The following is a 23,146-nucleotide window of genomic DNA, read 5'->3' on the forward strand; positions in this document are numbered from 1 at the left end:
ATGACTGAAAAAGCAAGATTGATCTATAATCCTGTATCTGGTCACGAACAGATGCCTAAAAATGTCGCGGATATATTGGACGTTTTGGAACAAGCTGGATATGAGGCAAGTGCATTTAGAACTAAGCCGGAAAAGCAAAGTGCGCAAAAAGAAGCAACCCGTGTAGCTAATGAAGGCTTTGATTTGATTGTTGCTGCTGGCGGTGACGGCACCATCAATGAAGTAGTAAACGGCATTGCTTATTTAGAGAAAAGACCTAAGATGGCAATTATTCCTGCCGGTACAACTAATGATTATGCTCGTGCTCTACATATTCCACGAAATGATATTGCCGAAGCGACAAAAGTTATTCTCAAAAATAAAACTCGTAAAATGGACATAGGTCAAGCAACTTTTGCCAAAGATATTCAGTATTTCGTCAATATTGCAGCTTGTGGCTCACTAACCGAATTAACTTATGGAGTTCCTTCAGAAGTAAAGTCTGCTCTGGGTTATACCGCCTATTTAATTAAAGGTGCTGAAATGTTGCCTCATTTAACTGAAAATGAATTGCGTCTGACATATGATGAAGGCGTGTATGAGGGCAAGCTTTCAATGCTATTGCTCGGAATGACTAATTCTATTGGTGGTTTTGAACAAATAATGCCTGACGCTGAACTAAGTGATGGCTTGTTTCAATTAATAATTGTCAAGCCGTCTGAACCAGTAAAGTTGTTAAAATTAATGGCTTTAGCTTTAAATGGCAAACACGTTGATGATCCTGACATTATTTACACTAAGACGCGTAGTTTAAAGATTGAATTAATGGGTAAAAGCAAAGGCGAAAAATTGCCGGTTAACCTTGATGGTGAAATTGGTGATTATTGTCCTGTTACCTTTAAAAATTTACAACAACGAATTGAATTTTTTGTTGGTGAATAATTAAAACACAAAGAAAGAGCAACTACTGTTAATAGTAGTTGCTCTTTTTGCTTGTTAATAAAATCTATTAGTTGCGGCTATTGCCACTGCCACCAAAGATTTCTAGCAAGAACATAAAAATATTAATGAAGTCAAGGTAAAGTTGTAATGCACCGAGAACTGCTAAACCATTAGTTGAAACTTGATCACCGTAATTACTGTAAATTGCTTTCATTCTGTTAGCATCACTGGCAACTAAGCCCGTGAAAAGAATGACACCGATAAATGAGAAGACATAGGTAACGGCAGGGCTACGTAAAAACATATTAACTACCCAGGCAACAACGAAACCAAGTAAAGCAGCACTCAAGTATGAATTCCAATTGCTAAGATCCCTTTTAGTAAAAGTACCAAACAAGGCCATGGCAATAAACACGGCAGCTGCTGAAACAAAAGCAGTGGTGATTTGGGTGCCGGTATAAAAGCCGGCAATTAAGGCAAACTCAAAGCCGTAAATTGCTGATAATATTGTTAACATTACTAAACTGGCCACTGGACTACGATCTGCCTTAAAGCTAATTCCCATTGATAAGCCAAAAGGTACAAATAAAATGAGCCACATCATAGCTACTGGCATGTTCATCACAGCGCTTCTGAATACGGTCATTGTTAAGTAAGCTGCTAATGCAGAAATCAGCACGGCACCACCCATGAGAGCATACATTTTAGTTAAAAAAGTATTAGTTTCGGAGATGGTGTGGATTTGGCGCCTATCTGAATTAGTATCGTAATTATTCATGAAAAACGTCCTTTCTTTAATTTATTAGTATTAAAAGTAACACAGACTAAAGTAAGTGTGAAGGGATAAAGCTGAAATTAATCCAATATTAAGAAACCGGTATCTGCATTACTTTTGCTGAGATTTTTAGTAAAATAAAGATATTAATTAGTGTTTGTAAAAAAGGACAAAATATGGAAAAGAATCAAATAATTAAACTTGAAATTACCGACTTATCATATGAAGCTATGGGAGTAGCCCATTATGAAGGGATGACGGTATTTGTTAACAATGCCTTACCGGGAGAAACGGTAGAAGCCAAGATCTTAAAAGTAAAAAAGCACTTTGCTTTTGCTAAAATTGAGCAAATTATCAAGGAAAGCCCTGACCGGGTTAATATTAAGCTCAACCAGTGGGTTCAAACTGGCTTAGCTTCTTTAGCACACATCAAATACAATAAGCAGCTGGAGTTTAAACGTAATCAAGTAGTAAATTTACTGCAGAAAGCACATTTAGATGATGTAAAAGTAGGCGAGACTTTGCCTAGTCCAGAACAAACTGGCTACCGTAATAAGGCACAGGTGCCAGTGCGTGAAGTTAAAGGCCAGCTTGAAATTGGCTTTTTTAGAAAACACTCGCACGATTTGGTGCCTCTGACCAATTTCTTTACTACTGATCCTGAAATTGACCGCGTTTTAGTTGCTGTGCGTGACATTTTAAGACAATACCGTGTTCCAGCTTACGATGAAATTCATAATCAGGGTGAAGTCAGGTACTTGGACGCTCGCCGCAGTAAAGCGACTGGTGAAATTATGGTCATCTTGGTTTGTTTGCACAAGGATTTTCCGCAACTACCTAAAGTAGCAGAGGCAATTAAACAAATCGATGGCGTAACTAGCCTTGTCTTGAACTATAACCCGAAGAAGACCAACGTTATCTTAGGTAAAGTTGATTACTTAATCTTTGGTAAACCACAAATTACGGATCAAATAGGTGATGTGAAGTTTAAGATTTCTCCTGAAAGTTTCTTTCAAATCAATTCACTGCAAACACCTCGCTTATATGATTTAGCCATTAAAAAGGCTGATTTAAAGGCGGACGATATCGTGATTGATGCTTATTCTGGTATTGGAACTATTGGTTTAAGCGTTGCCAAACACGTTAAATCTGTTCGTGGAATTGAAAGCGTGTCTGACGCGGTGAAAGATGCTAATAATAATGCCAAACTAAACGGTATCAATAATGCAAAATATGTGACTGGTAAGGCAGAAGAAGTGCTGCCAAGATGGGCTGCTAAGGGAATGAAAGCTGATGTTATCTTTGTCGACCCACCACGAAAAGGATTAACACCAGAATTTATTGAAGCAGCAGTAAAAACTAGTCCAAAGAAGATTGTTTATATTTCATGTAATCCTGCAACCATGATTCGTGATTTGCAAGAATTTATGAATGAAGGCTACACCTTTAGTCGAATTGATCCTGTTGACATGTTTCCGCAAACACCGCATGTAGAGGCGGTTACGGTACTGGAACGGACTAGGAAATAAGTACTAAATGCTTGTATAGTGGCATTTTAAATTAATATTGGAGCTATTTAAATTTATAATTAAGTATCCAAGGTACTTTAGTACTATAAAAGTAAATTAAAATGTGTTATAAAATAATATAAGAATTATTAAAAGCCTAAAAAAGCATATTATAATTATAATAAAATATAAGCATTAAGATATTTGCGAGACGAGTATAAACTTAAAGTAGGAGAGTAATCAATGAAAACAGACAATGAAAAATACAATGAGGCTGTGCAGCCAAATACTGCTTTTCTAAATGAACTGAAGGAAAAACTGCCTGAGTTTTTTACAAAAGATGGGTCATTTGACCTTGATAAATTTAAAAGACAATTAAAAAACAAGAACGTCAATGAACTTAGTGAAGGTTATCAACTAAATTTCATTGGTAAGGATTACGCTCGTCGCCAGGCTGGTGAAATGCCAAGTACTGTTATTGTGCCTGATGAAAAACAAAATCAAGGTGAAGGCAAGAACAGTAAGAACTTGTTCTTTACCGGTGATAATTTGGAAGTTTTACGCCATTTGCAAACAGCTTATACTAATAAAGTTGATGTAATTTATATTGATCCCCCATATAACACTGGTAGTGATGGCTTTGCCTATCAAGATTCTTTTGAATATAGTGATGATAAGTTAAAGAAAATGTTCGGTTTGAATGATGATGAAGTTGAAAGGCTTAAGAGTATTCAACTAAAAGCCAGTCACTCCGCTTGGTTAACTTTTATGTATCCTCGTTTAGTATTGGCAAAAAGATTATTGTCAAATAAAGGGATTATTTTCATTTCTATAGATGATAATGAACAAGCTAATCTTGTAGAGATATGTAATAATATTTTTAGTGAAAGCAATTATATTGGGTGTATTACCAGGGCAACTGGTACAACGACAGGACAAGACGCTAATAAATTAGGAAGTAGTTTAGACTATGTTTTATGTTTTTCTAAGTCAAACAAATTTAAACTTGGAGGTTTACCTTTAACTGATGAAGATTTAAAAAGATTTTCTGAAACTGATAGTAAAGGAAAGTATTCAGTATTGCAGCTTCGAAAGACTGGTAATGCTGATAGAAAAGAAGATAGGCCTAAAATGTTTTATCCTTTAATTGCTCCAGATAACAGTGAGGTTTATCCATTTGGACCATCAGGTTATTTAAGTCGATGGAGAGTAGCAAAAAAAACGTATATTCAACTATTAAATGAGGGTATGATCGTTTGGAAGAAAAATAAAAACAAAAACTTTAAGTCTGGTGGATATAAGTCTAGTAGGTGGGTACCATATGTGAAATACTATGCTGAAGGAAGGACTAAGCAAGCTTCTAACTTGTTAGATGATTTTAAAATTGTGCCAGGTAATAAAAAAGCATCACTTTATTTGAAAAAGTTATTTAAAAATCAAGTATTTACCAATCCTAAACCGATTGAATTAATCAAAATTTTAGTTTCAATTAGTAATATAAGTAAAGATGGATTAGTACTTGATTTCTTTGCCGGCTCCTCTACCACTGCCGATGCTGTAATGCAACTTAATGCAGAAGATGGTGGACACCGCAGATTCATAATGGTTCAGCTTCCTGAAAAAACATATGAAACTAACGAGGATGGAACTCCTAAATTAGATAAAAAGGGGAATTATATTCCAACTAAAGGCGGAAAAGGAGCTTATGATGCTGGCTTTAAATCTATTGATGCAATCTCACGTAAACGGATTCGCCTTGCTGCCAAAAAGATTAAAGAAGATAACGAATTAACTTTTCCTAAAGATTTTGATGGCAGTTTTAAACATTACCGAGTAGTTAAGCCGTCTAAGCTAACCCTTGAAAATATTGATAATTTTGATCCAAATAACATTAATTTGTTTACCAACATGGTTGAAGGGTTCTCTAGTAATAGCTTGAATATTCCTGGGAATACGTCAGGTGAGCAAACAATTCTTACGACTTGGTTAGCTAAGGATGGCTATCCTTTTGATGCAAAAGTTGACGAAGTTAAGTTTGATGACTACATAGCTCATAAGGTTGAAGATGATCGTCTTTACTTAATTAACGAAGGCTGGACTAGTAATGAGACAAAGAAACTATTGAACCAACTTGGTACTCACAAATTGAATGTTCAAAGTGTGGTTATTTTTGGCTATTCATTTAATATTGCGGAATTGAGAGAGTTAGAAAATGGCTTGAAGCAGTTAGATAGTAAAGTTACTTTATTAAAGAGGTATTAATTTATGAAGATTAGACTTGAAACTTTGCAACACCAAACTGACGCTCTTTGTGCAATTAACAATGCATTTCCTGGTATGGATGCCATGAGCAATGATTCAAATGCTAATTATATTTATGCTAATCCATTAATTAAACATCGCTTTAGGGATGAAGCTAATATCGACATTAAAATGGAAACCGGAACAGGGAAGACCTATGTTTATACAAGAATGATGTACGAATTTCATCAAAAGTATGGATTGTTTAAGTTCGTCATTGCCGTGCCAAGTCCGAGCATTAAAGAAGGAACACGAAACTTTATTAATAGTGATTATGCTAAACAGCACTTCAGTGAGTTTTATGAAAACACTCGGATACAATTGAATGTAATTAATGCTGGTGATTTTAGTTCACGCTCAGGTAGGCGCAATTTTCCGGCTCAATTATCTGAATTTGTTGAAGCTACTAGGCAAAATGCTAATCAAATTGAAGTTCTTTTGGTAAATCAAGGAATGCTTCATTCCAGGTCAATGCATCATGATGATTATGATCAAACTTTACTGGGCGGTGAAACTTCACCAATTAAGGCCATAGCCGCTACTAGACCTGTACTGATTATAGATGAACCTCAACGCTTTCCACGTGGCAAAAAGTTCTATGATGACATTAAAGAAATGGAGCCACAGCTAATTATTCGTTTTGGAGCTACTTTTCCAGAAAGTACTACGGGTCGTGGTAAAAATAAGATAATCAAAGTGGATTATTACCGTGGTAAACCCCAATTTAACCTTGATGCCATCGACAGTTTTAATCAGGGTCTAGTTAAGGGAATTGACATTTATTTTCCTGACTTGCCTAAAGAACAGGCAAATAACCTATATAGAGTAAAGCAAGCTAAGGCAAGGGAATTAGTTCTTTCTAAAGGTAATAACGAATATTCTCTTAAAGTTGGTGAAAAGTTAGCAGATGTTGACTCTGGATTTGAGGGTAATATTACTTATGATGGCGGGACTGACTGTGAATTATCAAATGGATTGGCTCTATCTAAAGACATGAAGCTAATTCCAGGAACTTTTGCCGAAAATTACCAAGATGAAATCATCTCACAAGCTTTAGAGTGTCATTTTAAAGCAGAAGAGGAAAATTTTTTAAGACCAAATTCAGGTAATAATCCGCCAAAAATTAAGACTTTATCGTTATTTTTCATTGATAGCATTTCTAGTTTTCGTGGCGAAAATAATAAAAAAGGCTGGTTAGCCAAACATTTTGAGAAACTTTTAACGCAAAAATTAAAAAAAATGATGGATCGTTATGAAATGGCGATTGACGAACGCAAAAAAGATTATTACTCTTTCTTACAAGCAACTTTAAGAAGTTTGCAATCTGGACATCAAGATGTTTATGCTGGCTATTTTAGCGAAGATATAGGTAGTTCAAATGTAGACATTCAGGCAGAAGTTAAAGATATATTAAGTAATAAAGAGAAATTGTTGAGTTTTAAGGACAAAAATGGAAAGTGGATCACTAGGCGTTTTTTATTCTCTAAATGGACTTTACGTGAAGGTTGGGATAACCCAAATGTATTTACTATCGCAAAGCTGAGAACTTCTGGATCGGAAACTAGTAAGATTCAAGAAGTTGGTCGTGGTTTACGACTACCAGTAGATGAAACTGGTCATCGTTTAACTCAAGATGAATGGCAGAGCAGGCTTTCATTCTTGGTTGGTTATGATGAAAAAGATTTTGCTGAAAAATTAGTGGGTGAAATTAATGATGATTCGCCAGTCAGATTAAATCATAAAGAGCTTACGAAAGAAATGATAAATCTAATTGTGGAAGAAAGAAAAAAAACTGATCCCAAATTTAATAGTAATCAATTGCTTATTGATTTAGAGGCACATGACGTGATTGACCGATCAAACGAGTTTAACCAGCAGGTACAAATTGAAAATCAAAAAATGTCAGGTTATGAAGCTTTATGCTATTTCTACCCAGAGTTAGAACAGAGAACGCAGGTTACAAAAGGTAAAGTTCGAGATAAAAATTCTCAAGAAAGCACTGCAATTAAATTACGTAAGCAAAACTGGCAGCAACTTAGTGATCTTTGGCTACAGCTGTCTAGGCGGCAAATGATTAAGTTTGATCCTTCAGTTAATCAAAATGCGGAAATTGTTGCACGAAATGTTTTTAACGATAGTGATAATAAGATTTTTGTCTTGGAACGACCACAAATGATTCATCAAGAGATTCATCAAGAAATATCAAATGATAAAAATAATGCCTCAGTTAGTGAATCAAAGTCAGATTTTAAAAGAGAATACCTAACAATGAATTATGGCAAGTTCCTCAAAATCTTAGCAAAGGAAACGGATTTACCAGTTAATTTACTTAATAATCTTATGATTAGTGCTATTAAGCGTTTAAAGGGTAATACTAATTATATTAATGGGAAAACTTTATGCAATCTGATTAAGACTTTTAAAAATCAATTTAATGATCGTATTAAAACGTCTTATAGTTATGAACCTCTTGATTTCTCTGCTTCGACATCAATCTATAATGCAAAGAAACATGAATTCGTTGACTCAATTCCAGCAAATGCTATTGGAGTTTATCAATCAAATTCTACTTCAGATCCCTCTTATTTATATGATAGACCACCTTTACGTTATGACAGTGCAGATCCAGAGCTAAAAATTTTGCAACGTTCATATGGACCAAAAATTAGTGTCTTTGGCAAATTACCCAAGCAAGCTATTAAAATTCCGCGTTTTGATAACGGAACAACAACACCTGACTTTATTTTTAAAATTGAACATAGCAATAAAAAGCCAACCTATTTGGTGATTGAAACTAAAGCTGAAAACAAGCGACTTGGTGATGAACAAATTCATATTATTCAGCAGAAGTATTTTGATCAATTAAAAGAAACAGGGGTTTATTATCAGATGGCAACTAGTGAGCAAGAAGTACATGATTTGATTAGTAAGCTGGAAAATGGGGAGCTAAACTAAGATAATATCATTAATTAAACTAGCGAATGAAGGAAATTTGAAAAAACTGGTGCCAAACCAAAATTGCCAATCAAGGTTGATGGTGTTAGTTCTGAAACCTTAAATGTTTATAAAATCCCACTCGAATATCTGTATTATAATGATAAAAATGGACGGATAGCGACAGGAATATCGCAATATCAAGATGAATTAAATCCTGCTAATGATCAAGATGATCCTCAATATAATAATTTTGTAGCTAAATTGATTAAACAAGATAATTTAACTGCACTTAAAAGAACTGAGAAATCTATAGCTGCATCTGGACAACAAGTATACGGCTATGTATTAGATGATGGTCGTATTGTAGATGGTAACCGCCGCTTTACTGCTTTGCGTGATATTAAGCAATCAACAGGCAAAACAGTCTATTTTGAAGCCGTTGTTTTACCTTTTTCATATAACAAAAAAGCCGAACGAGTCAAAATTAAGAAACTAGAACTAGCTCTTCAGATGGGGGTTGAGGAACGGAAAGATTATGATCCAGTTGATTTAGCTGTGGATATTTACCAAACTACTAGTGGTAATTGTCCTATAATGACTCAAGCTGATTACGCTGCCGATTCCCATATGCGTTTAAATGAGGTTAAAAAGTACTATGATGGTGCTGTTTATATGCGAAAATTTCTTCAGTTTATTGGAGCACCAGAAAATGCCTATAATATAGTGAAAGAAAGCAAGGTTTGGTCTTTATTTTACGAAATGGGGAAATCACTTTCTAAGAATTTTGGAAACAGTCCGGATTCTCAAGTTCATAAAAATGAAACTATGAATTCATATTTTGGTGTGATACTTTATCAAATTCATGTTGGTGTTATTGGAAATACAGCTCGAACACATATTCGACAATATGGTAGAAATGTGGTTAACAACAGTGATAATAATAGAAAATTTAATAATAGTATAACAAATATGGTTGATGATTTGTCTGATGCACTACAAAATAATGACATCAATACAACTTCCGATTTAATGCAAAGCTTGACGGATGAAGATAAAACAGTTGAAGCCATAGGTGATACTTTTGAGGCATACAAGCAGAATGCTCTTAATAGTGAGTCTGTAGATAAGTTTATTCGAAACATAAAGCAAAATGTAAAGTCCTACCATGATTTGAATGAAAATAATGGCTTATTCGGAAATTTACGCTATAGCGAAGTAAGTGAAGGTCAACTGAAAACTTTACAGAAATATATGCGTGATTTGAATCAGCTAAGTAAGGAGTTGTTCAATAAGTATGGAAATGAAATCAAACAGTCCAATAATCATTAAGAATGAAAACGGGTTATTTCAACTTTTAGATGATAAAGTCCGTACTTTGGAAACAAAAACTGCTAAGCGTGGGTTGGCTATCTTTTCTCCATATTTTGAAAATTTTGAAAAAAGAACTTTTAAAAGAGATTTAACATATGTACAGTTGTTGGAGTTAGTTAACAAGCTTAATCAACGTTTGAAAAGAAAAGGGCTACCTCAAATAAAGACTAGCAAAAATTTTGATCATTTTGTGCAACAGCAGAAGTATTATATTAAAAAACAAAGTCATGCTGGTTTAACAATTAAAGATGGGGATCCTCGTTGGCATGAAGAATTTGAAATATTCAAAACAATTGTTAGTCAAGAAATTACTCGGCCACTAAAAGTAGAACAAGAAAAAGCTAGTTTCTTTATGACTATCATGAAACGTGCAGCAAACTTCTCAGTTCCTGGTGCTGGGAAAACAGCAATGATGTACGGAACCTTTGCTTTTTTATCTAGTCCAAAAGTAGATAAAATAGATAAATTATTAGTTGTCTCACCTCTGAATGCTTTTGCGGCTTGGCGGACTGAATTTAAAGCTGTATTTGGTCCGAAGCGTCGATTACACTACTTAAATTTGCGAGATAAAAAGTACAATAATAATTATGGTGCTATTACGCATGATTGGGTTCAAGCAAATGTAATCAATATCAATTATGAATCATTACAAAGCAAGCTCGATATTATCAATGATTTGGTAGATTTGAAAACGATGTTGGTGTTTGATGAGGTCCATCGGATAAAAGCTATTGGAGGTCAACGCGCAAGGGCGGCTTTGAGTTTAAGTAACGTACCGTACTATCGTTACGTATTAACTGGGACACCAATTCCCAATGGCTTTAGAGATATTTACAATTTCTTGCATCTCATGTACGCCAATGAGTACTCCTCATTTTTTTCCTGGGATTTGACAAAACTAAATGGTCTCGATTCTAAAGAGGTTAATCATAAATTATCGCCTTTCTTTTGGCGAACTAATAAAAAAGATTTGCATGTGCCCAAGCCAGATCCAGATATTATTGAACAAGTTGCACCCTCAAAGAATCAACTAATTTTGGCTCATGCTATCTATGAAAATGAAAATGGGACTTTAGCTACTTTCATTAGGTTGTTACAGGCATCGACTAATCCCGAATTGTTAAAAACAAAAATTAACTATAAAGAATTGGGACTGATTGATATAGATTCTGGTGTCTGGAATAAACAAGAATTAAAAATTGAAAAAGAAAATATTAGCAGTGGAGAAACTTATAAAAAGTATGATCTAGCTAAAGTGAAATCGCCTAAATTCGAGATAGGAATTAATTTGATCAAAAAACTAGTCAGTCAAGGGAAAAAGGTACTTGTTTGGGGAATGTTTATTGGCACTATGCAGAAGATCACTGATACACTCAATGGTATAGGTATCAAAACAATTTTGGTCTACGGTGCAACTCCTAAGCAGGATCGTGAAGGAATGATTGAAAATTTCCGAAGTGGTGATGTACAAGTACTAGTTTCCAATCCTAATACTTTAGGTGAGTCTATTTCTTTGCATCAAACAGTTCATGATGCAGTTTATTTTGAATATAACTTCAATTTAACCTTCATGCTGCAATCAAGAGATCGTATTAATCGTTTAGGGCTACCAGCTGATCAATATACACGATATTATTATTTAATGACTAAAGGTGATGTTGCTCATACAGGCTTCATTGATAATACAGTCTATAAAAAATTGAAGGATAAAGAAAAAATTATGCTTGATGCCATTGACGGTCAGTTATTAGTTCCTGAGTATACAGACGACTATCTTCAAGAAGTAAAGGACATAGTAATTGGAAAATATAAGTAGGGAGACATAATATGGAAACTATTATTCCATCCGATAATACAACCAAAGAAGAATTACAAGAACGGATAGACTATATGGTGAATGAAGCTTCTAGGCTTGAAAAATTGGCAATGACAGATAAAGACGAAGCAATGATCAGATTCAGGGTGCTAAAAAACTTTGCAAATAAAGAATGTCATGTACTAAATTTGCAGAAAAATGAAGAAACTGTTAACAAGAATCTATATCTATTAAGCTATCAAAAGCTCTTTAATCACTTACATTTTACCTCAGGTAAAACACCTCTAAAATTACTCTATTGGAATCTCGATGAATTTCACCAAGCAAATATGGGCTTTAAGTTATACCAACTTTATACCAACTAACTATGATCTCAGCACTTACTAATGCTTGAACAAATATTCAATTCCCATATGCAGTGGTCTACGGCCAATACTTAATTAAATGAATTATATTAAAATATCTGAAATAAGAATCTTGAACCTAAACTAACTTTATGATATTGAGTTTGAATTAAGAGACTCTTTACAAGGAGGAATTGTTATGGACAGCGTTTTTACTGGTAAAGTTTCAAAAAAAGGACAAGTAGTTATTCCCATACAAATCAGGAAAGCTTTAGGTTTGAATAAGGGAAGCAAAGTGTCATTCGAACTAAATAATGGTGAAATTACTATCAAAAAATTACCAACGGCATTAGATTGGGCTAATTTGGTTAAGCAAATTCCAGTTGAAGATGTTAAAATCGATGAAAATGGTTATTTTGACCCTAAAAAATCGCCGGATTTCCATGACTGGAAGGTTAATGGCTAATAGAGTCAGGAGAATGAATGATTTTTGCAAGTATACTTAAAAAACATTGAACGTTTGAAAAATTTCTATCAAAGTGATTATTACCGCTGGTTGGAAACCAATGATCCTAAAAGGGTCAAAAATGTTGAAGATGCTCTATATGAAGATCCAGATAATTGTGATGACGAATTATACAAAGATCTAGCTCTTAAATATAATTTAGAGCGCAAGAAATGTAATTTATTTGTTAGCGACAATAAGCAAAAGATAAAAATGTCAGCAGATATTGTTTGTGGTGTTAAAAGTTTAAAAGATTTAGGTTCAAGTACGCCAGAATTTTTGTCAAATTATGCCAAAATAAGATCAAGTGTAAAGTTACATTTCATATGGCCCCAGCATAAAGTTCCAACAATAAATACTTATCGCTATCAAATTTACCACGATCGCATTGATTACTTGTTATATGATTTGAAACATTACTTTATGGGTAAAGAAACGCCGATGCAAAAAGCCTATCAAAATAATAATACTATCATTTGGCTTGATGCTTTTAACAATGATTTTCCAAAATTCGTTCAGGCAATGCACTTCGAAAACTTTGTTAATGAAAATTTTGAAGTTTTAGATATTGAATTTAGACAAAGAAAAACTGTTACTGGCGATTTACAGCAACTTCAGAGTAAATCTAAGAATAAAAATGTTCAAAAACGATACATGGAACAGTTATTAACTTTGGATAAGCTGTTTTAATAAATTTAGTTTCATTCGTTTGTTGCGAAATAGTATTTAGTAATAAAATTTAGTTAGGAAGAATTTAATATTAATAAAGCCACGCATGTAAATGCATGAAAAAATAGGACAATTGAAAATGGATAAATGGCAAGAAGAGTGGGCCTATAATAAATATTGGGTGATGGCTCATTCGCAACAGTGCTATGAACAGATTAGGCTGCTAGCTAAAGACAACGACTGGTCAGAACAAAAGAATATTGAATTCAAGGACTTATTAGAAAAAGCAGCGAGGCAAACCCCAACAGTTAAAACCTTAACCAATGCCTATCAACATGTCTGGGGTTATTTTAAAAAAATTTGTACGGAAGAGGAAAAACAAACTTACTTACATTTATTGCAAGAATTGTCACCAACAGAAGATGAATTGGGTCCATTTTTAAGTCGTTTAGCTGAAAAATATCAAGTTTCTTATTTATTAAACTCACGTTTAATTCAGGAGTGCAAAGAAAAATCATGAGATTATGGCATCAAGACTTAATTTGGCGATTGCCTAAGCAACAGTTATTAGGGCAACATCGAGAAATTGCGGCTTTGCGCGGACGTGGCTGGGACAAACCACATTCTACTGTTAATTATGTTTTTCAGTATTCACCATATAAATTGTATCAATTTCATTTGTTAGTATTAGCTGAAATGCAACGGCGCCATTATCATCCAGATGTTAAATGGTTTGATCCTTATTATAGAGGACAATATTGTCCTAAGTACGAGAGTTTACCGGCTATTCCCTGGACTGATCCAATTTATCCAGAGCACAATGATGAATATTTGCAAAGTTGCTTAGATAATTTACATCAAAAAGGAATAGATTTGTAATAAGTTTAGTTTGCTAAAAATTGCAAGATTGACACTGGATGATGACAATTTCCTAGATTTTTTTAAGAAACGCAAGTAAAAAAGTTGAGCACTTTGACATGAATGCTCAACTTTTTTGCCATGGTAATTAGATTACTTTTTTTTGATTTTATGATTAATATTTGCAATTTCCTTTGCAATTTTATGGTAATTATAATACCAGCAAATTAAGTAGATAATGACAAAAATCACAGTAAATTTTATAAAGTTAACCAAGTTTAACGAAACCCAACCAGCTAAAAGGGCCAAGAAAATAAATCCAAAATAGTAGGTAAAGAAATTTATAACCGTCTTCTTTAATAATGACCATTGGTTAATAGTGAAGATAAAACTGCCAAAACCGAAAAAAATTCCAGTAACCGCCCAGAGAATAATTGAGACGCTAAAAGCATTGAGCAAATTACTAAATTTTGTCGTAAAAGATGGACTGGATGGAACATAAACTGAGCTATGTGATGCATAACTGCAAAAGATAGAAATCATTAAACCAATGAAGATTCCCCTAACGGCAAAATTAAACAAATAATTGATAAATCTCTTTGTGTTTTTCATATTCCTAACCTCTCTTTCAGGGTCTTAATATTTCTTCTTGATATTTGTACGCGATGCTTATTAGTCAGAACCACATCGATTAACCCATTATTAAGTAATTCAAGGTGATCGATATGTTGATAATTAAATATAGCGCTGCGTGAAGCTTCAATAAAATAGTTCGGTAGATCTGCTTTCAAATTTGATAAACGATCATTATATGTAAGTTGCTGCTTTTCTGTATAAACATTAATATCTCTATTAGCAACTTCAAGTGAATAAATGTCTTCAAAATTAATCGGATAAATTTGAGATTGATAATGGCACCATAATGAATTTTCTGACTGTGCTAATTTTTGCAAAAGTTCATTAATTGCTGGTGTCATTTTTTTGATCCGTAATTCACCATGTTCTTCGCTAATATTAGGATCGATGTGACAATTAATTTTCATGCCTGGCGCTCCTTTCTGCTAATAAGTATAGTAGATGAATTTCACTTTTATCCCAGATTACTGCAAATGGTGGAATAAATGTCATTAATGGTTATAAAATTTGTGTTTCTGGTTCAAATTTAGCTTTTATAATTAAAAGAGGGTTTGAGTGCATGAATATACTAAAGTATAATTTAAAGAAAAGTTGTTTTACTTAAATTACCCAACAAAGGATGAAGAGGATGCAAGAAATTAATGAATTAAGGTTAGATTGTGCACTTAAACAAAAAAGAGGACTGCATATAATACTGGCTTCAATTATTATTTGGCTAACCATTGCAATTATTCACATTTCATCTATTCCAATACTAACGAAAAACCTTCTTACTTTTGTTTACGCTTCAGTTTTATTGCCTTTATCTTATTTTGTTTCAAAGCTAATTAATGTTGATTTTCAAAACAAAGGTAATCCACTAACAGAGCTAGGAATCCTGTTTTCTGTTAATCAAGCATTGTATTTACTAATTGCGATGTGGATTTATCCAACTATACCAGAGAAAATGCTTATGATATTAGCAGTTATTTTTGGCGCACATTTACTGCCATATAGTTAGTTTTATAAGTCAAGGATTTATTTTACTTTGGCGATTTTAATACCCTTTTTAGCCTTAATCATTGGACTAAACTTTGAGCCAGCAATTTTGGTTTTGACAATGATCGGAATTGAAATTATTTTTTCCATTGCTTTAGTTTGGGAAAATAGGAAATTTAAGTTTTAAAGTTTTTTAGAAAGGTAAAAGTTTGAGAAGTATAGATTTAAAACCAACTGACGAAAATATAATTAATACCGTTCTTACTAATAGTATGGGCAGAAATGATGGTGTTTATAATTTTGTGAAAATGCTTAATTCACAATATGGATCTATTTCGATTGCTGTTGATGGCAAATGGGGATCCGGAAAAACCTTCTTTATTAAGCAATGTAAACTGCTTTTAGATTGCCTAAATGATGAAAATGATAGCAGTGAAAAAAGAAAAATCTTAGAAGCAGTTACACAAGGAAAGACGGAAAAACTTTCCAAAATTAGTTATAAATCAGTATATTTTGATGCTTGGAAGAATGATAGTAACATTGATCCAATTGTTTCTTTGTCTAAAAGCATAGCTACAACGACTTTTAACATTAAAACAAAAGCCAAGAGCGTAGCTTTTAAAGCAGGAGAGCAACTTGTCAGAATAGCAGTTGAAAAAATTGCTAAAATTGATATTGGTAGTATCTTGGATATATTTCAAACAGAAGAAAATACTGAAGCTGAATTTAAGAAAGAATTGGCTTCTTTAATACCTAAAGATGGTCGTCTTGTTATTTTTATTGATGAATTGGATAGATGTCGCCCAGTATATGCTGTTAAGCTGTTAGAAAGAGTACAACATTTTTTTGATAATGAAAAAATAACTTTTGTGTTTGCTGTAAATCTTTACGAATTGAAAAACACGATACAAAAACTTTATGGCTCAAATTTCAACGGTGATCGCTATTTGGACAGATTTTTTGATTTTGTTATGTCAATCCCAGAACCGGATCTTGAGTTATATTATCAAAACATGGCTGATTCAATGAATATTAATACTAACTTTCCAGTGTATTATAAAGAATTAGAAACAAAATTTGACTTTAGTGCAAGGGAACGCAGCCATTTTGAAAATCGTGTCAATACTGCTATTTATAAAACTCGCTCTAAACGGAACAGTAGCTTTTTCCCATTTAATGATAGTTTTGAAATGGTAGATTTATTTGTGATTCCATATTTAATTGCTCTGAAAATGATTGATAGGCATAAATATGAGGACTTTATTTCTAATGAAGATGGCACAGATTTTATCGACTTCTTGTCTATAAATAAAACTTTTTCAAATATAAAAAGAATAAAAGTTATTAATGAATTAAAAAATGAAGCAAAAAAATTATATGAAAGTATATTTGTCGAAGATAATGGTTATAAAAAACACATTAGCGAGGTTTTGAGTTTAGTTTCCAATTTTTCTAATTATGAAGATAAAGATGATAAAGCTACTAAGAAATAAGCATATTAAAATTTATCTGATTGATAAATATATAATGGTACAATTAAATAGACATTGATTGAGCTAATTTCAATCAATTAATTAAATTAGAAAATAACTTTGAATATAAATTTTAAAATTAAAGGAGATAACATTGTCAAATACAACTACAAGTTTACAACAAGGGCTGTTCAGTGCAGCAGACTCATTACGATCGAAAATGGATGCGAGTCAATATAAAAACTATTTATTGGGCACAGTCTTTTATAAATATTTATCTGATCATATGCTTTACAACGTTTTGGAATTATTAGCTGACGAACCAGAGGGAACGCTAGATGAAGCTCAAAAAATATATGAAGATAATGCTGAAGATGCAGAACTAGTTAATGAGTTACGAGTATCATTAGGTTATGTAATTGAACCTGAATACACATATAATAGTATTTTAAATGCAGTCAATAATCATACTTTTCAGGTCAAGCAATTAGGTGATGCTTTCAATAAACTAGAAAGCTCGGACCAAGACTTTGAAGGGTTATTTGATGATTATGATTTATATTCCAAAAGTTTAGGAAGTACGGCGCAAAAAAGAACAGATACTATAGCTGGAGTTATTCAAGCAATTGGCAAAATAGAATTGGTTAAAACTTCAGGAGATAGTCTGGGAGATGCTTATGAATACTTAATTAGTCAGTTTGCTTCAGAATCTGGCAAAAAAGCGGGTGAATTTTATACACCTCAACAAGTTTCTGAGCTATTAACCCGTTTAACTTTGGTAGGCAAAGATTATTCAGCAGGAATGACAGTTTATGATCCTGCTATGGGATCTGGGTCTCTGCTCTTAAACTTTAAAAAATATGGTTCAGCTCACGATCGAGTTACTTATTATGGGCAAGAAATCAATACTTCTACATATAACTTGGCCAAAATGAACTTGATTTTGCACAACATTGACCAAGCAAACAGGCATTTGCGTAATGGCGATACTTTGGACGAAGATTGGCCAGCAGAGGAAGCCAATAACTTTGACGCGGTAGTTATGAATCCACCGTATTCATTAAAATGGTCAGCAAACAAGGGCTTTTTAGATGATCCTCGTTTCTCTCCTTATGGTGTTTTGCCACCTAAGTCCAAGGCTGATTATGCCTTCTTGCTTCACGGTTATTACCATTTAAAGCACAGTGGTGTGATGTCTATAGTTTTGCCTCATGGCGTTCTTTTCCGTGGCGGTGCTGAAGGTAAAATCAGACAAAAGCTGCTTGAAAATGGTGCGATTGATGCAATTATCGGTCTACCAGCAAATCTTTTTTATAGTACCAGTATTCCAACAGTGATTGTTGTACTTAAAAAAGATAAGCAAGACCGTGATGTCATGTTTATTGATGCTTCTAAGGGCTTTGAAAAGGTTAAAACGCAAAACAAATTACGTGAAGAAGATATAAACCGGATTTTAACTACTTATTCTGCACGTCAAGATGTTGAAAAATATGCTCATTTAGCAAAATTTGATGAGATTAAAGAAAATGATTTTAATCTAAATATTCCGCGTTATGTTGATACTTTTGAAGAAGAACCACCAGTTGATGTGCAAAAACTAGTTGCAGATATGGCTAGCATTACAAAAGAAGAAAAAGAAACAACTGATGAAATCAAGCAAACATTGGATGAATTGGTTGGAACAAACCCAGAAGGACAAAAAACGCTGAATCAGTTAAAAGATATTCTATAGTAAGGTTTGTTGAAAAATGAATGAAAATAAAGCTGTACCAAATATTAGATTTAAATCATTTGAAAATTATTGGGTAAAAATTAAGGTTAGCAATTTAGGAAATAAGTTTACAGGTGGCGGAACACCTTCAAAAAAAAATAAAAGTTACTGGTCAGGTTCGATTCCTTGGTTTCAAAGCTCTGATCTAATATTGAATAATGTCTTAAAAATAAGTATAAAAAAAAGGATCACTTATAAAGCTATAGATGAATCTTCGACAAAACTGGTGTCAAAAGACTCCATAGCTATCGTTACGAGGGTAGGAGTTGGAAAGCTTGTACTTATACCATATAAATATACAACTAGCCAGGATTTTATTTCAATTTCTGAAATTATATATAATAAGAAGTTTGTTCTCTATTTATTATATTACGTTTTAAATTATTCTAGACGATTAGGTACAAAACAAGGGACTTCTATAAAAGGAATCACAAAAAATTATTTTTTAACAACAGAGGTTGTATTACCAAAAAATAGTTTTGAACAACAAAAAATAGGTGATTTTTTCACTAAGTTAGACAAGCTACTTGATTTGCAGCAGCAAAAGATTGACAAGTTGGAGCTGCTAAAAAAGGCTTTGTTACAAACGCTATTTCCTAAGCATGATGCCAAAATACCTGAACTAAGATTTCAAGGGTTCAATAAAAATTGGCTAAAAAATAACATTATGGAAATAGCACCTTTAAGAAGTGGATTTGCTTTTCAAGGCTTTAAATTTAAGGAAAAAGGAGTTCCGATTATAAGAATAAGTAATATTCTAACCGAAGGTAAAACAGGGGGAGAGTATGTGTATTATGATGAGATGAAAAACGATATAGAATATACATTAAAAAATGGAGACTGTATCATAGCAATGTCTGGTGCCACTACAGGGAAAAGTGCCTTAGTTAAGGGAACATGTGAAAAATACTACCAGAATCAGCGGGTAGGTATGTTTCAACATAAAAATAACTTCTCTTATAAATTTGTTACTCAATTAATAAAATCCAATTTATTTTTAAGACAAATGGATAGAGTACTTGTTCAGGGGGCACAGCCTAATATCTCCTCTAAAGAAATTGATTCGTTTACTTTTTCTATTCCAAGTATGTATGAAGAGCAACAAAAAATTGGCAACCTGCTATCTAAAGTTGATCAATTAATCGAATTAGAAAATAAGAAATTACAAAATTTTCAACAAGTTAAAAAGTGTCTTTTACAAAATATGTTTGTTGAATAACAGGGAAAGGAGATAAGGATGGCAGTAACCAAAGTTAAAGAAGCCCAAATGGAAAAAACTTTAATTGAGCAATTAACTCAAGGTATTAATCAATGGCGTTTACGTGAAGATTTAAAAACAATTCCGCAATTATGGGCTAACTTTTTTCAGATTCTTGAAGACAATAACCGCGATCAGCTTCATGATGTTCCACTAACACAAAATGAAAAGGAAACCATTCGTACGCAAATAACTCAGCCTAATTTTTACCAAGCTGCCAAATTCTTGGCTGGTGCTAACAGACAAGTTAGGTATCACTTAAAACGTGATGATTCTTCTTTACCAGATGCCGATTTGTTGATTTTAGATAACACCAATATTGCTGGTGGAACTTCCGTTTATGAAGTGGTACACCAAGTAGAAGTCAATAAGTCGAGCTTGTCACCGCTTGATCAAGATAGGCGCTTTGATGTTACTCTCTTGATTAACGGCTTACCCCTAATTCATATTGAATTGAAGACACCTAACTTTCCCTTTAAGGATGCATTTCGTCAAATTCAAAAGTATATAGACGAAGAAAAATTTAGTGATATCTATAATTTTGTGGAAATGTTTGTTGTTACCAATGGTACTAATACTCAGTACATTCCTGCTGGGCAAACTCTACGTGCTAATTTTTTGATTTCTTGGATTAATCAAGACAAGCAACAAGTTAATGATTACTTAGATTTTGCGCATGAAGTCCTGTCCATTCCGATGGCACATCACATGATTGCTGACTATACTGTTTTAGATGACAATGCTCAGAGAATCATTCTGCTGCGTCCATATCAAATTCAAGCAATACAAGCAATTTTCGAAGCATCACGTGAAGGAAAGTCTGGCTTTATTTGGCACGCTACTGGTTCAGGTAAAACCCTGACTTCATATAAAGTCGCTCGTAACTTATTACAAATTCCAGCTATTGATAAGACAATTTTTCTAATAGATCGCAAAGATTTGGATATGCAAACTGTTTCAGCATTTCAAACTTATGCAAATAATGACACGATTGATGTGAAGGAAACCGCGAATAGTTTTGAATTGGCTAAGAAATTGGGTGATGGTAACCGCAATGTGGTTGTGACTACCAGACAGAAACTGCAAACGATATTCAAACGAATGGAAAATTCACCTGAAATTGCTAAAAAGTATGAAAAGTTGAAAGATTTACGCTTAGCTTTTATTGTTGATGAATGTCATAGAGCAGTTACGCCAACTCAAAAGAGAGAACTAGATCGATTTTTTAATCGTCAACCATTATGGTATGGCTTTACCGGTACCCCAATTTTTGCGGAAAACGCACGGTCTGAAAACGGACAAGATGCTCGTACCACTGAGCAACTTTATGGTCCAATTTTACACAAATATACGATTGAAGATGCAATTCATGATAAAAAAGTACTTGGCTTTAAAATCGATAACGAAGGAAATTCAAATCAAACAGATAATGATGATATTTATCTCACAGATGCTCACATGAAGGCAGTGGTCAAGCAAATTTTAGCTTTAGCTTATCGTAAGCAAGGTCTTAGCAATGGCCACAGGTATTCTGCACTTTTTTCAACATCTTCTATTAAACAAGCGCAGAAATACTATCACTTGTTTAAAGAGGCAATTGCCAACGGTGAAGTGCCTAATCGTATTCAAAAAGTGGCACCGGATTTTCCCCGCATAGCTATTACGTATTCAATCTCTCAAAACGAAGATGAATCAATGGTTAACCAAGCAGAAATGAAACAGTCATTGGATGACTACAATAAAATGTTTAGTACCCAGCTTTCTATGACTGATATTCCTAGTTATAATCGCAATGTCAATGATCGTTTAGCATGCAAAAATAAAGCATATCAAACACGAGACCAACAACTAGACATAGTGATCGTAGTTGATCGGTTATTGACTGGATTTGATGCACCAAGATTATCCACGTTATATTTGGACAGACCACCAATGAATGCCCAAAACCTCATACAAGCCTTTTCAAGAACAAACCGTATTTATGATGATGGCAAAAAATGGGGTCAAATAGTAACTTTCCAATATCCTAATCAGTATAGTGATGAAATAGATAAAGCGTTGACACTTTATGCGAATGGTGGCACTAATGGCGTTCTTGCTCCGGACTGGAATACGTCACGGAAGCGTTATGTACAAGCACGTAAGAAACTGGACAAATATGTCGCTAATCCGCAGATATTGACTACACTTATTGATGCCCCTAAAAAAGAACAGAAACAGTTTGCTGAAGCTTTTCAAAAATATGATCAGGCGCTTGCTGCTATTAAAACTTATGATGAGTTAGATAAGCAGGACAAACTTCCAGCTTCTGCACAAGTTAATGTTGATGATATCCCATCTGAAATAGAAAACACTTTAGAAGGTACATACAAAAATATTATCGATAATTTAAAAGCAGAAAATAAAAATGATGACGACCCAGTAGACCTTGATCTTGATGAAGATTATGAGCTTGAATCTATTCATATTAAAGAAGTGGATGAACGCTATATTATGTCACTCATTCAAGATTATATTTCAACAGCGAATCAGCAAAGCCAACAAGTAAATGTTGCACAAAAGTCTAAAGATCAAAGTGAGACTTCACAAGTTGGTAACTACATTGATCAGTATGCTAAAACTAATGAGCCACGTGCGAACCATATTCGTTCGATTTGGCAAGATGTTCAACTTAATCCTCAAAAATATTCTGATCAAAAAGTTGAAGATGTATTAGAAAACTCTATCAAACAGGAAAATAAAAAGATTTTAAGTCAACTTGCGGACGATTTTGGTCTTGATTATGGCAATTTGAATTATGTTGTTAATAATTACCAGCCTGATGAAATTAATCATAAAGGTATGGGAGATTTGGTAAGTAAAAGATATTTTGATAGGTTCAAAGAGACTCATCCTGATAGTAAATTAAAGAATTGGCTTAGCTGGAAGACTGAGGTACGCGAAAAGGTTAAGGTAGTTTACAATACAAAGATTAAACCTTTAGAATCTGAAGAGTAAAAATTGATAGTTATTATTTGTAAATGTGA

At 33.5% G+C, this 23,146-nt stretch carries 17 protein-coding genes and 2 pseudogenes; 16 read left to right on the forward strand and 3 right to left on the reverse strand.

Annotated elements, in window-relative coordinates:
- Positions 1-921, forward strand: coding sequence for a diacylglycerol kinase family lipid kinase (locus tag LDM92_RS06135; RefSeq protein WP_223902453.1), 921 nt, complete (start codon positions 1-3; stop codon positions 919-921).
- A gap of 67 nt (positions 922-988) precedes the next feature.
- On the opposite strand, the gene LDM92_RS06140 is transcribed toward LDM92_RS06135, so the two are convergent.
- Positions 989-1,699, reverse strand: coding sequence for a Bax inhibitor-1/YccA family protein (locus LDM92_RS06140; RefSeq protein ID WP_046331795.1), 711 nt, complete (start codon positions 1,697-1,699; stop codon positions 989-991).
- A gap of 173 nt (positions 1,700-1,872) precedes the next feature.
- Between LDM92_RS06140 and rlmD the strand changes: the two genes are divergently transcribed.
- The 10 genes and pseudogenes from rlmD (at position 1,873) to LDM92_RS06190 (ending at position 14,026) form a co-directional block, all read left to right on the forward strand.
- Positions 1,873-3,225 (forward strand): 23S rRNA (uracil(1939)-C(5))-methyltransferase RlmD, encoded by a 1,353-nt coding sequence (gene rlmD / locus LDM92_RS06145; RefSeq protein ID WP_223902454.1) that lies wholly within the window; start codon positions 1,873-1,875, stop codon positions 3,223-3,225.
- A 222-nt stretch (positions 3,226-3,447) separates the two neighbouring features.
- Positions 3,448-5,466, forward strand: coding sequence for a site-specific DNA-methyltransferase (locus LDM92_RS06150; protein ID WP_223902455.1), 2,019 nt, complete (start codon positions 3,448-3,450; stop codon positions 5,464-5,466).
- A gap of 3 nt (positions 5,467-5,469) precedes the next feature.
- Positions 5,470-8,460 (forward strand): type III restriction-modification system endonuclease, encoded by a 2,991-nt coding sequence (locus LDM92_RS06155; RefSeq protein ID WP_223902456.1) that lies wholly within the window; start codon positions 5,470-5,472, stop codon positions 8,458-8,460.
- A gap of 1 nt (position 8,461) precedes the next feature.
- Positions 8,462-9,771 (forward strand): annotated as a pseudogene (locus tag LDM92_RS06160) (hypothetical protein).
- Complete coding sequence (locus LDM92_RS06165; protein ID WP_223902458.1) at positions 9,737-11,629, forward strand: SNF2-related protein; 1,893 nt, start codon at positions 9,737-9,739, stop codon at positions 11,627-11,629. Before LDM92_RS06160 ends, LDM92_RS06165 begins: the two are co-directional and overlap by 35 nt.
- 11 nt (positions 11,630-11,640) lie before the next feature.
- Positions 11,641-11,994, forward strand: a complete 354-nt coding sequence (locus tag LDM92_RS06170) for a hypothetical protein (RefSeq protein WP_223902459.1) — start codon at positions 11,641-11,643, stop codon at positions 11,992-11,994.
- A 178-nt stretch (positions 11,995-12,172) separates the two neighbouring features.
- Positions 12,173-12,439 (forward strand): AbrB/MazE/SpoVT family DNA-binding domain-containing protein, encoded by a 267-nt coding sequence (locus tag LDM92_RS06175; RefSeq protein ID WP_223902460.1) that lies wholly within the window; start codon positions 12,173-12,175, stop codon positions 12,437-12,439.
- A gap of 24 nt (positions 12,440-12,463) precedes the next feature.
- The gene (locus LDM92_RS06180; protein WP_223902461.1) at positions 12,464-13,168 is read left to right on the forward strand and encodes a DUF6994 family protein; all 705 of its coding nucleotides are present in this window, start codon (positions 12,464-12,466) and stop codon (positions 13,166-13,168) included.
- A gap of 118 nt (positions 13,169-13,286) precedes the next feature.
- Positions 13,287-13,667 carry a YbgA family protein gene (locus tag LDM92_RS06185; RefSeq protein ID WP_223902462.1) on the forward strand — a complete coding sequence of 127 codons (381 nt, stop codon included), beginning with the start codon at positions 13,287-13,289 and terminating at the stop codon, positions 13,665-13,667.
- On the forward strand, positions 13,664-14,026 hold the full coding sequence (locus LDM92_RS06190) for a TIGR02328 family protein (protein ID WP_223902463.1): 363 nt from the start codon (positions 13,664-13,666) through the stop codon (positions 14,024-14,026). Before LDM92_RS06185 ends, LDM92_RS06190 begins: the two co-directional genes overlap by 4 nt.
- A 132-nt stretch (positions 14,027-14,158) precedes the next feature.
- On the opposite strand, the gene LDM92_RS06195 is transcribed toward LDM92_RS06190, so the two are convergent.
- Both LDM92_RS06195 and LDM92_RS06200 read right to left on the reverse strand, forming a co-directional pair.
- Positions 14,159-14,617 carry a DUF3021 domain-containing protein gene (locus tag LDM92_RS06195; protein ID WP_223902464.1) on the reverse strand — a complete coding sequence of 153 codons (459 nt, stop codon included), beginning with the start codon at positions 14,615-14,617 and terminating at the stop codon, positions 14,159-14,161.
- Positions 14,614-15,048 carry a LytTR family DNA-binding domain-containing protein gene (locus LDM92_RS06200; protein WP_223902465.1) on the reverse strand — a complete coding sequence of 145 codons (435 nt, stop codon included), beginning with the start codon at positions 15,046-15,048 and terminating at the stop codon, positions 14,614-14,616. Before LDM92_RS06200 ends, LDM92_RS06195 begins: the two co-directional genes overlap by 4 nt.
- A 221-nt stretch (positions 15,049-15,269) precedes the next feature.
- Between LDM92_RS06200 and LDM92_RS06205 the strand changes: the two are divergent.
- The 5 genes and pseudogenes from LDM92_RS06205 to LDM92_RS06225 all read left to right on the forward strand — a co-directional run bounded on the left by LDM92_RS06205 (position 15,270) and on the right by LDM92_RS06225 (position 23,117).
- Positions 15,270-15,806 (forward strand): annotated as a pseudogene (locus tag LDM92_RS06205) (DUF7010 family protein).
- 22 nt (positions 15,807-15,828) lie between these two features.
- Entirely contained in the window at positions 15,829-17,112 is a 1,284-nt protein-coding gene (locus LDM92_RS06210) for a KAP family P-loop NTPase fold protein (RefSeq protein ID WP_223902467.1), read from the forward strand.
- A 133-nt stretch (positions 17,113-17,245) separates the two neighbouring features.
- Positions 17,246-18,823 (forward strand): type I restriction-modification system subunit M, encoded by a 1,578-nt coding sequence (locus LDM92_RS06215; RefSeq protein WP_373868650.1) that lies wholly within the window; start codon positions 17,246-17,248, stop codon positions 18,821-18,823.
- 16 nt (positions 18,824-18,839) lie between these two features.
- Positions 18,840-20,081, forward strand: a complete 1,242-nt coding sequence (locus LDM92_RS06220; RefSeq protein ID WP_223902468.1) for a restriction endonuclease subunit S — start codon at positions 18,840-18,842, stop codon at positions 20,079-20,081.
- Positions 20,082-20,099: 18 nt separating this feature from the next.
- Positions 20,100-23,117 carry a type I restriction endonuclease subunit R, EcoR124 family gene (locus LDM92_RS06225; RefSeq protein WP_223902469.1) on the forward strand — a complete coding sequence of 1,006 codons (3,018 nt, stop codon included), beginning with the start codon at positions 20,100-20,102 and terminating at the stop codon, positions 23,115-23,117.
- Positions 23,118-23,146 lie beyond the last annotated feature (29 nt).

It is taken from the genome of Lactobacillus laiwuensis, from assembly GCF_019972835.1.
Lineage (GTDB): Bacteria > Bacillota > Bacilli > Lactobacillales > Lactobacillaceae > Lactobacillus > Lactobacillus laiwuensis.

What these genes read in the sequence shown, in the direction of transcription:
- LDM92_RS06225 (WP_223902469.1), top strand. Translation starts at nt 20,100, where the DNA reads ATGGCAGTAACCAAAGTTAAAGAAGCCCAAATGGAAAAAACTTTAATT.
- LDM92_RS06150 (WP_223902455.1), top strand. Translation starts at nt 3,448, where the DNA reads ATGAAAACAGACAATGAAAAATACAATGAGGCTGTGCAGCCAAATACT.
- LDM92_RS06165 (WP_223902458.1), top strand. Translation starts at nt 9,737, where the DNA reads ATGGAAATGAAATCAAACAGTCCAATAATCATTAAGAATGAAAACGGG.
- rlmD (WP_223902454.1), top strand. Translation starts at nt 1,873, where the DNA reads ATGGAAAAGAATCAAATAATTAAACTTGAAATTACCGACTTATCATAT.
- LDM92_RS06190 (WP_223902463.1), top strand. Translation starts at nt 13,664, where the DNA reads ATGAGATTATGGCATCAAGACTTAATTTGGCGATTGCCTAAGCAACAG.
- LDM92_RS06220 (WP_223902468.1), top strand. Translation starts at nt 18,840, where the DNA reads ATGAATGAAAATAAAGCTGTACCAAATATTAGATTTAAATCATTTGAA.
- LDM92_RS06155 (WP_223902456.1), top strand. Translation starts at nt 5,470, where the DNA reads ATGAAGATTAGACTTGAAACTTTGCAACACCAAACTGACGCTCTTTGT.
- LDM92_RS06200 (WP_223902465.1), bottom strand. Translation starts at nt 15,048, where the DNA reads ATGAAAATTAATTGTCACATCGATCCTAATATTAGCGAAGAACATGGT.
- LDM92_RS06185 (WP_223902462.1), top strand. Translation starts at nt 13,287, where the DNA reads ATGGATAAATGGCAAGAAGAGTGGGCCTATAATAAATATTGGGTGATG.
- LDM92_RS06170 (WP_223902459.1), top strand. Translation starts at nt 11,641, where the DNA reads ATGGAAACTATTATTCCATCCGATAATACAACCAAAGAAGAATTACAA.
- LDM92_RS06175 (WP_223902460.1), top strand. Translation starts at nt 12,173, where the DNA reads ATGGACAGCGTTTTTACTGGTAAAGTTTCAAAAAAAGGACAAGTAGTT.
- LDM92_RS06140 (WP_046331795.1), bottom strand. Translation starts at nt 1,699, where the DNA reads ATGAATAATTACGATACTAATTCAGATAGGCGCCAAATCCACACCATC.
- LDM92_RS06195 (WP_223902464.1), bottom strand. Translation starts at nt 14,617, where the DNA reads ATGAAAAACACAAAGAGATTTATCAATTATTTGTTTAATTTTGCCGTT.
- LDM92_RS06135 (WP_223902453.1), top strand. Translation starts at nt 1, where the DNA reads ATGACTGAAAAAGCAAGATTGATCTATAATCCTGTATCTGGTCACGAA.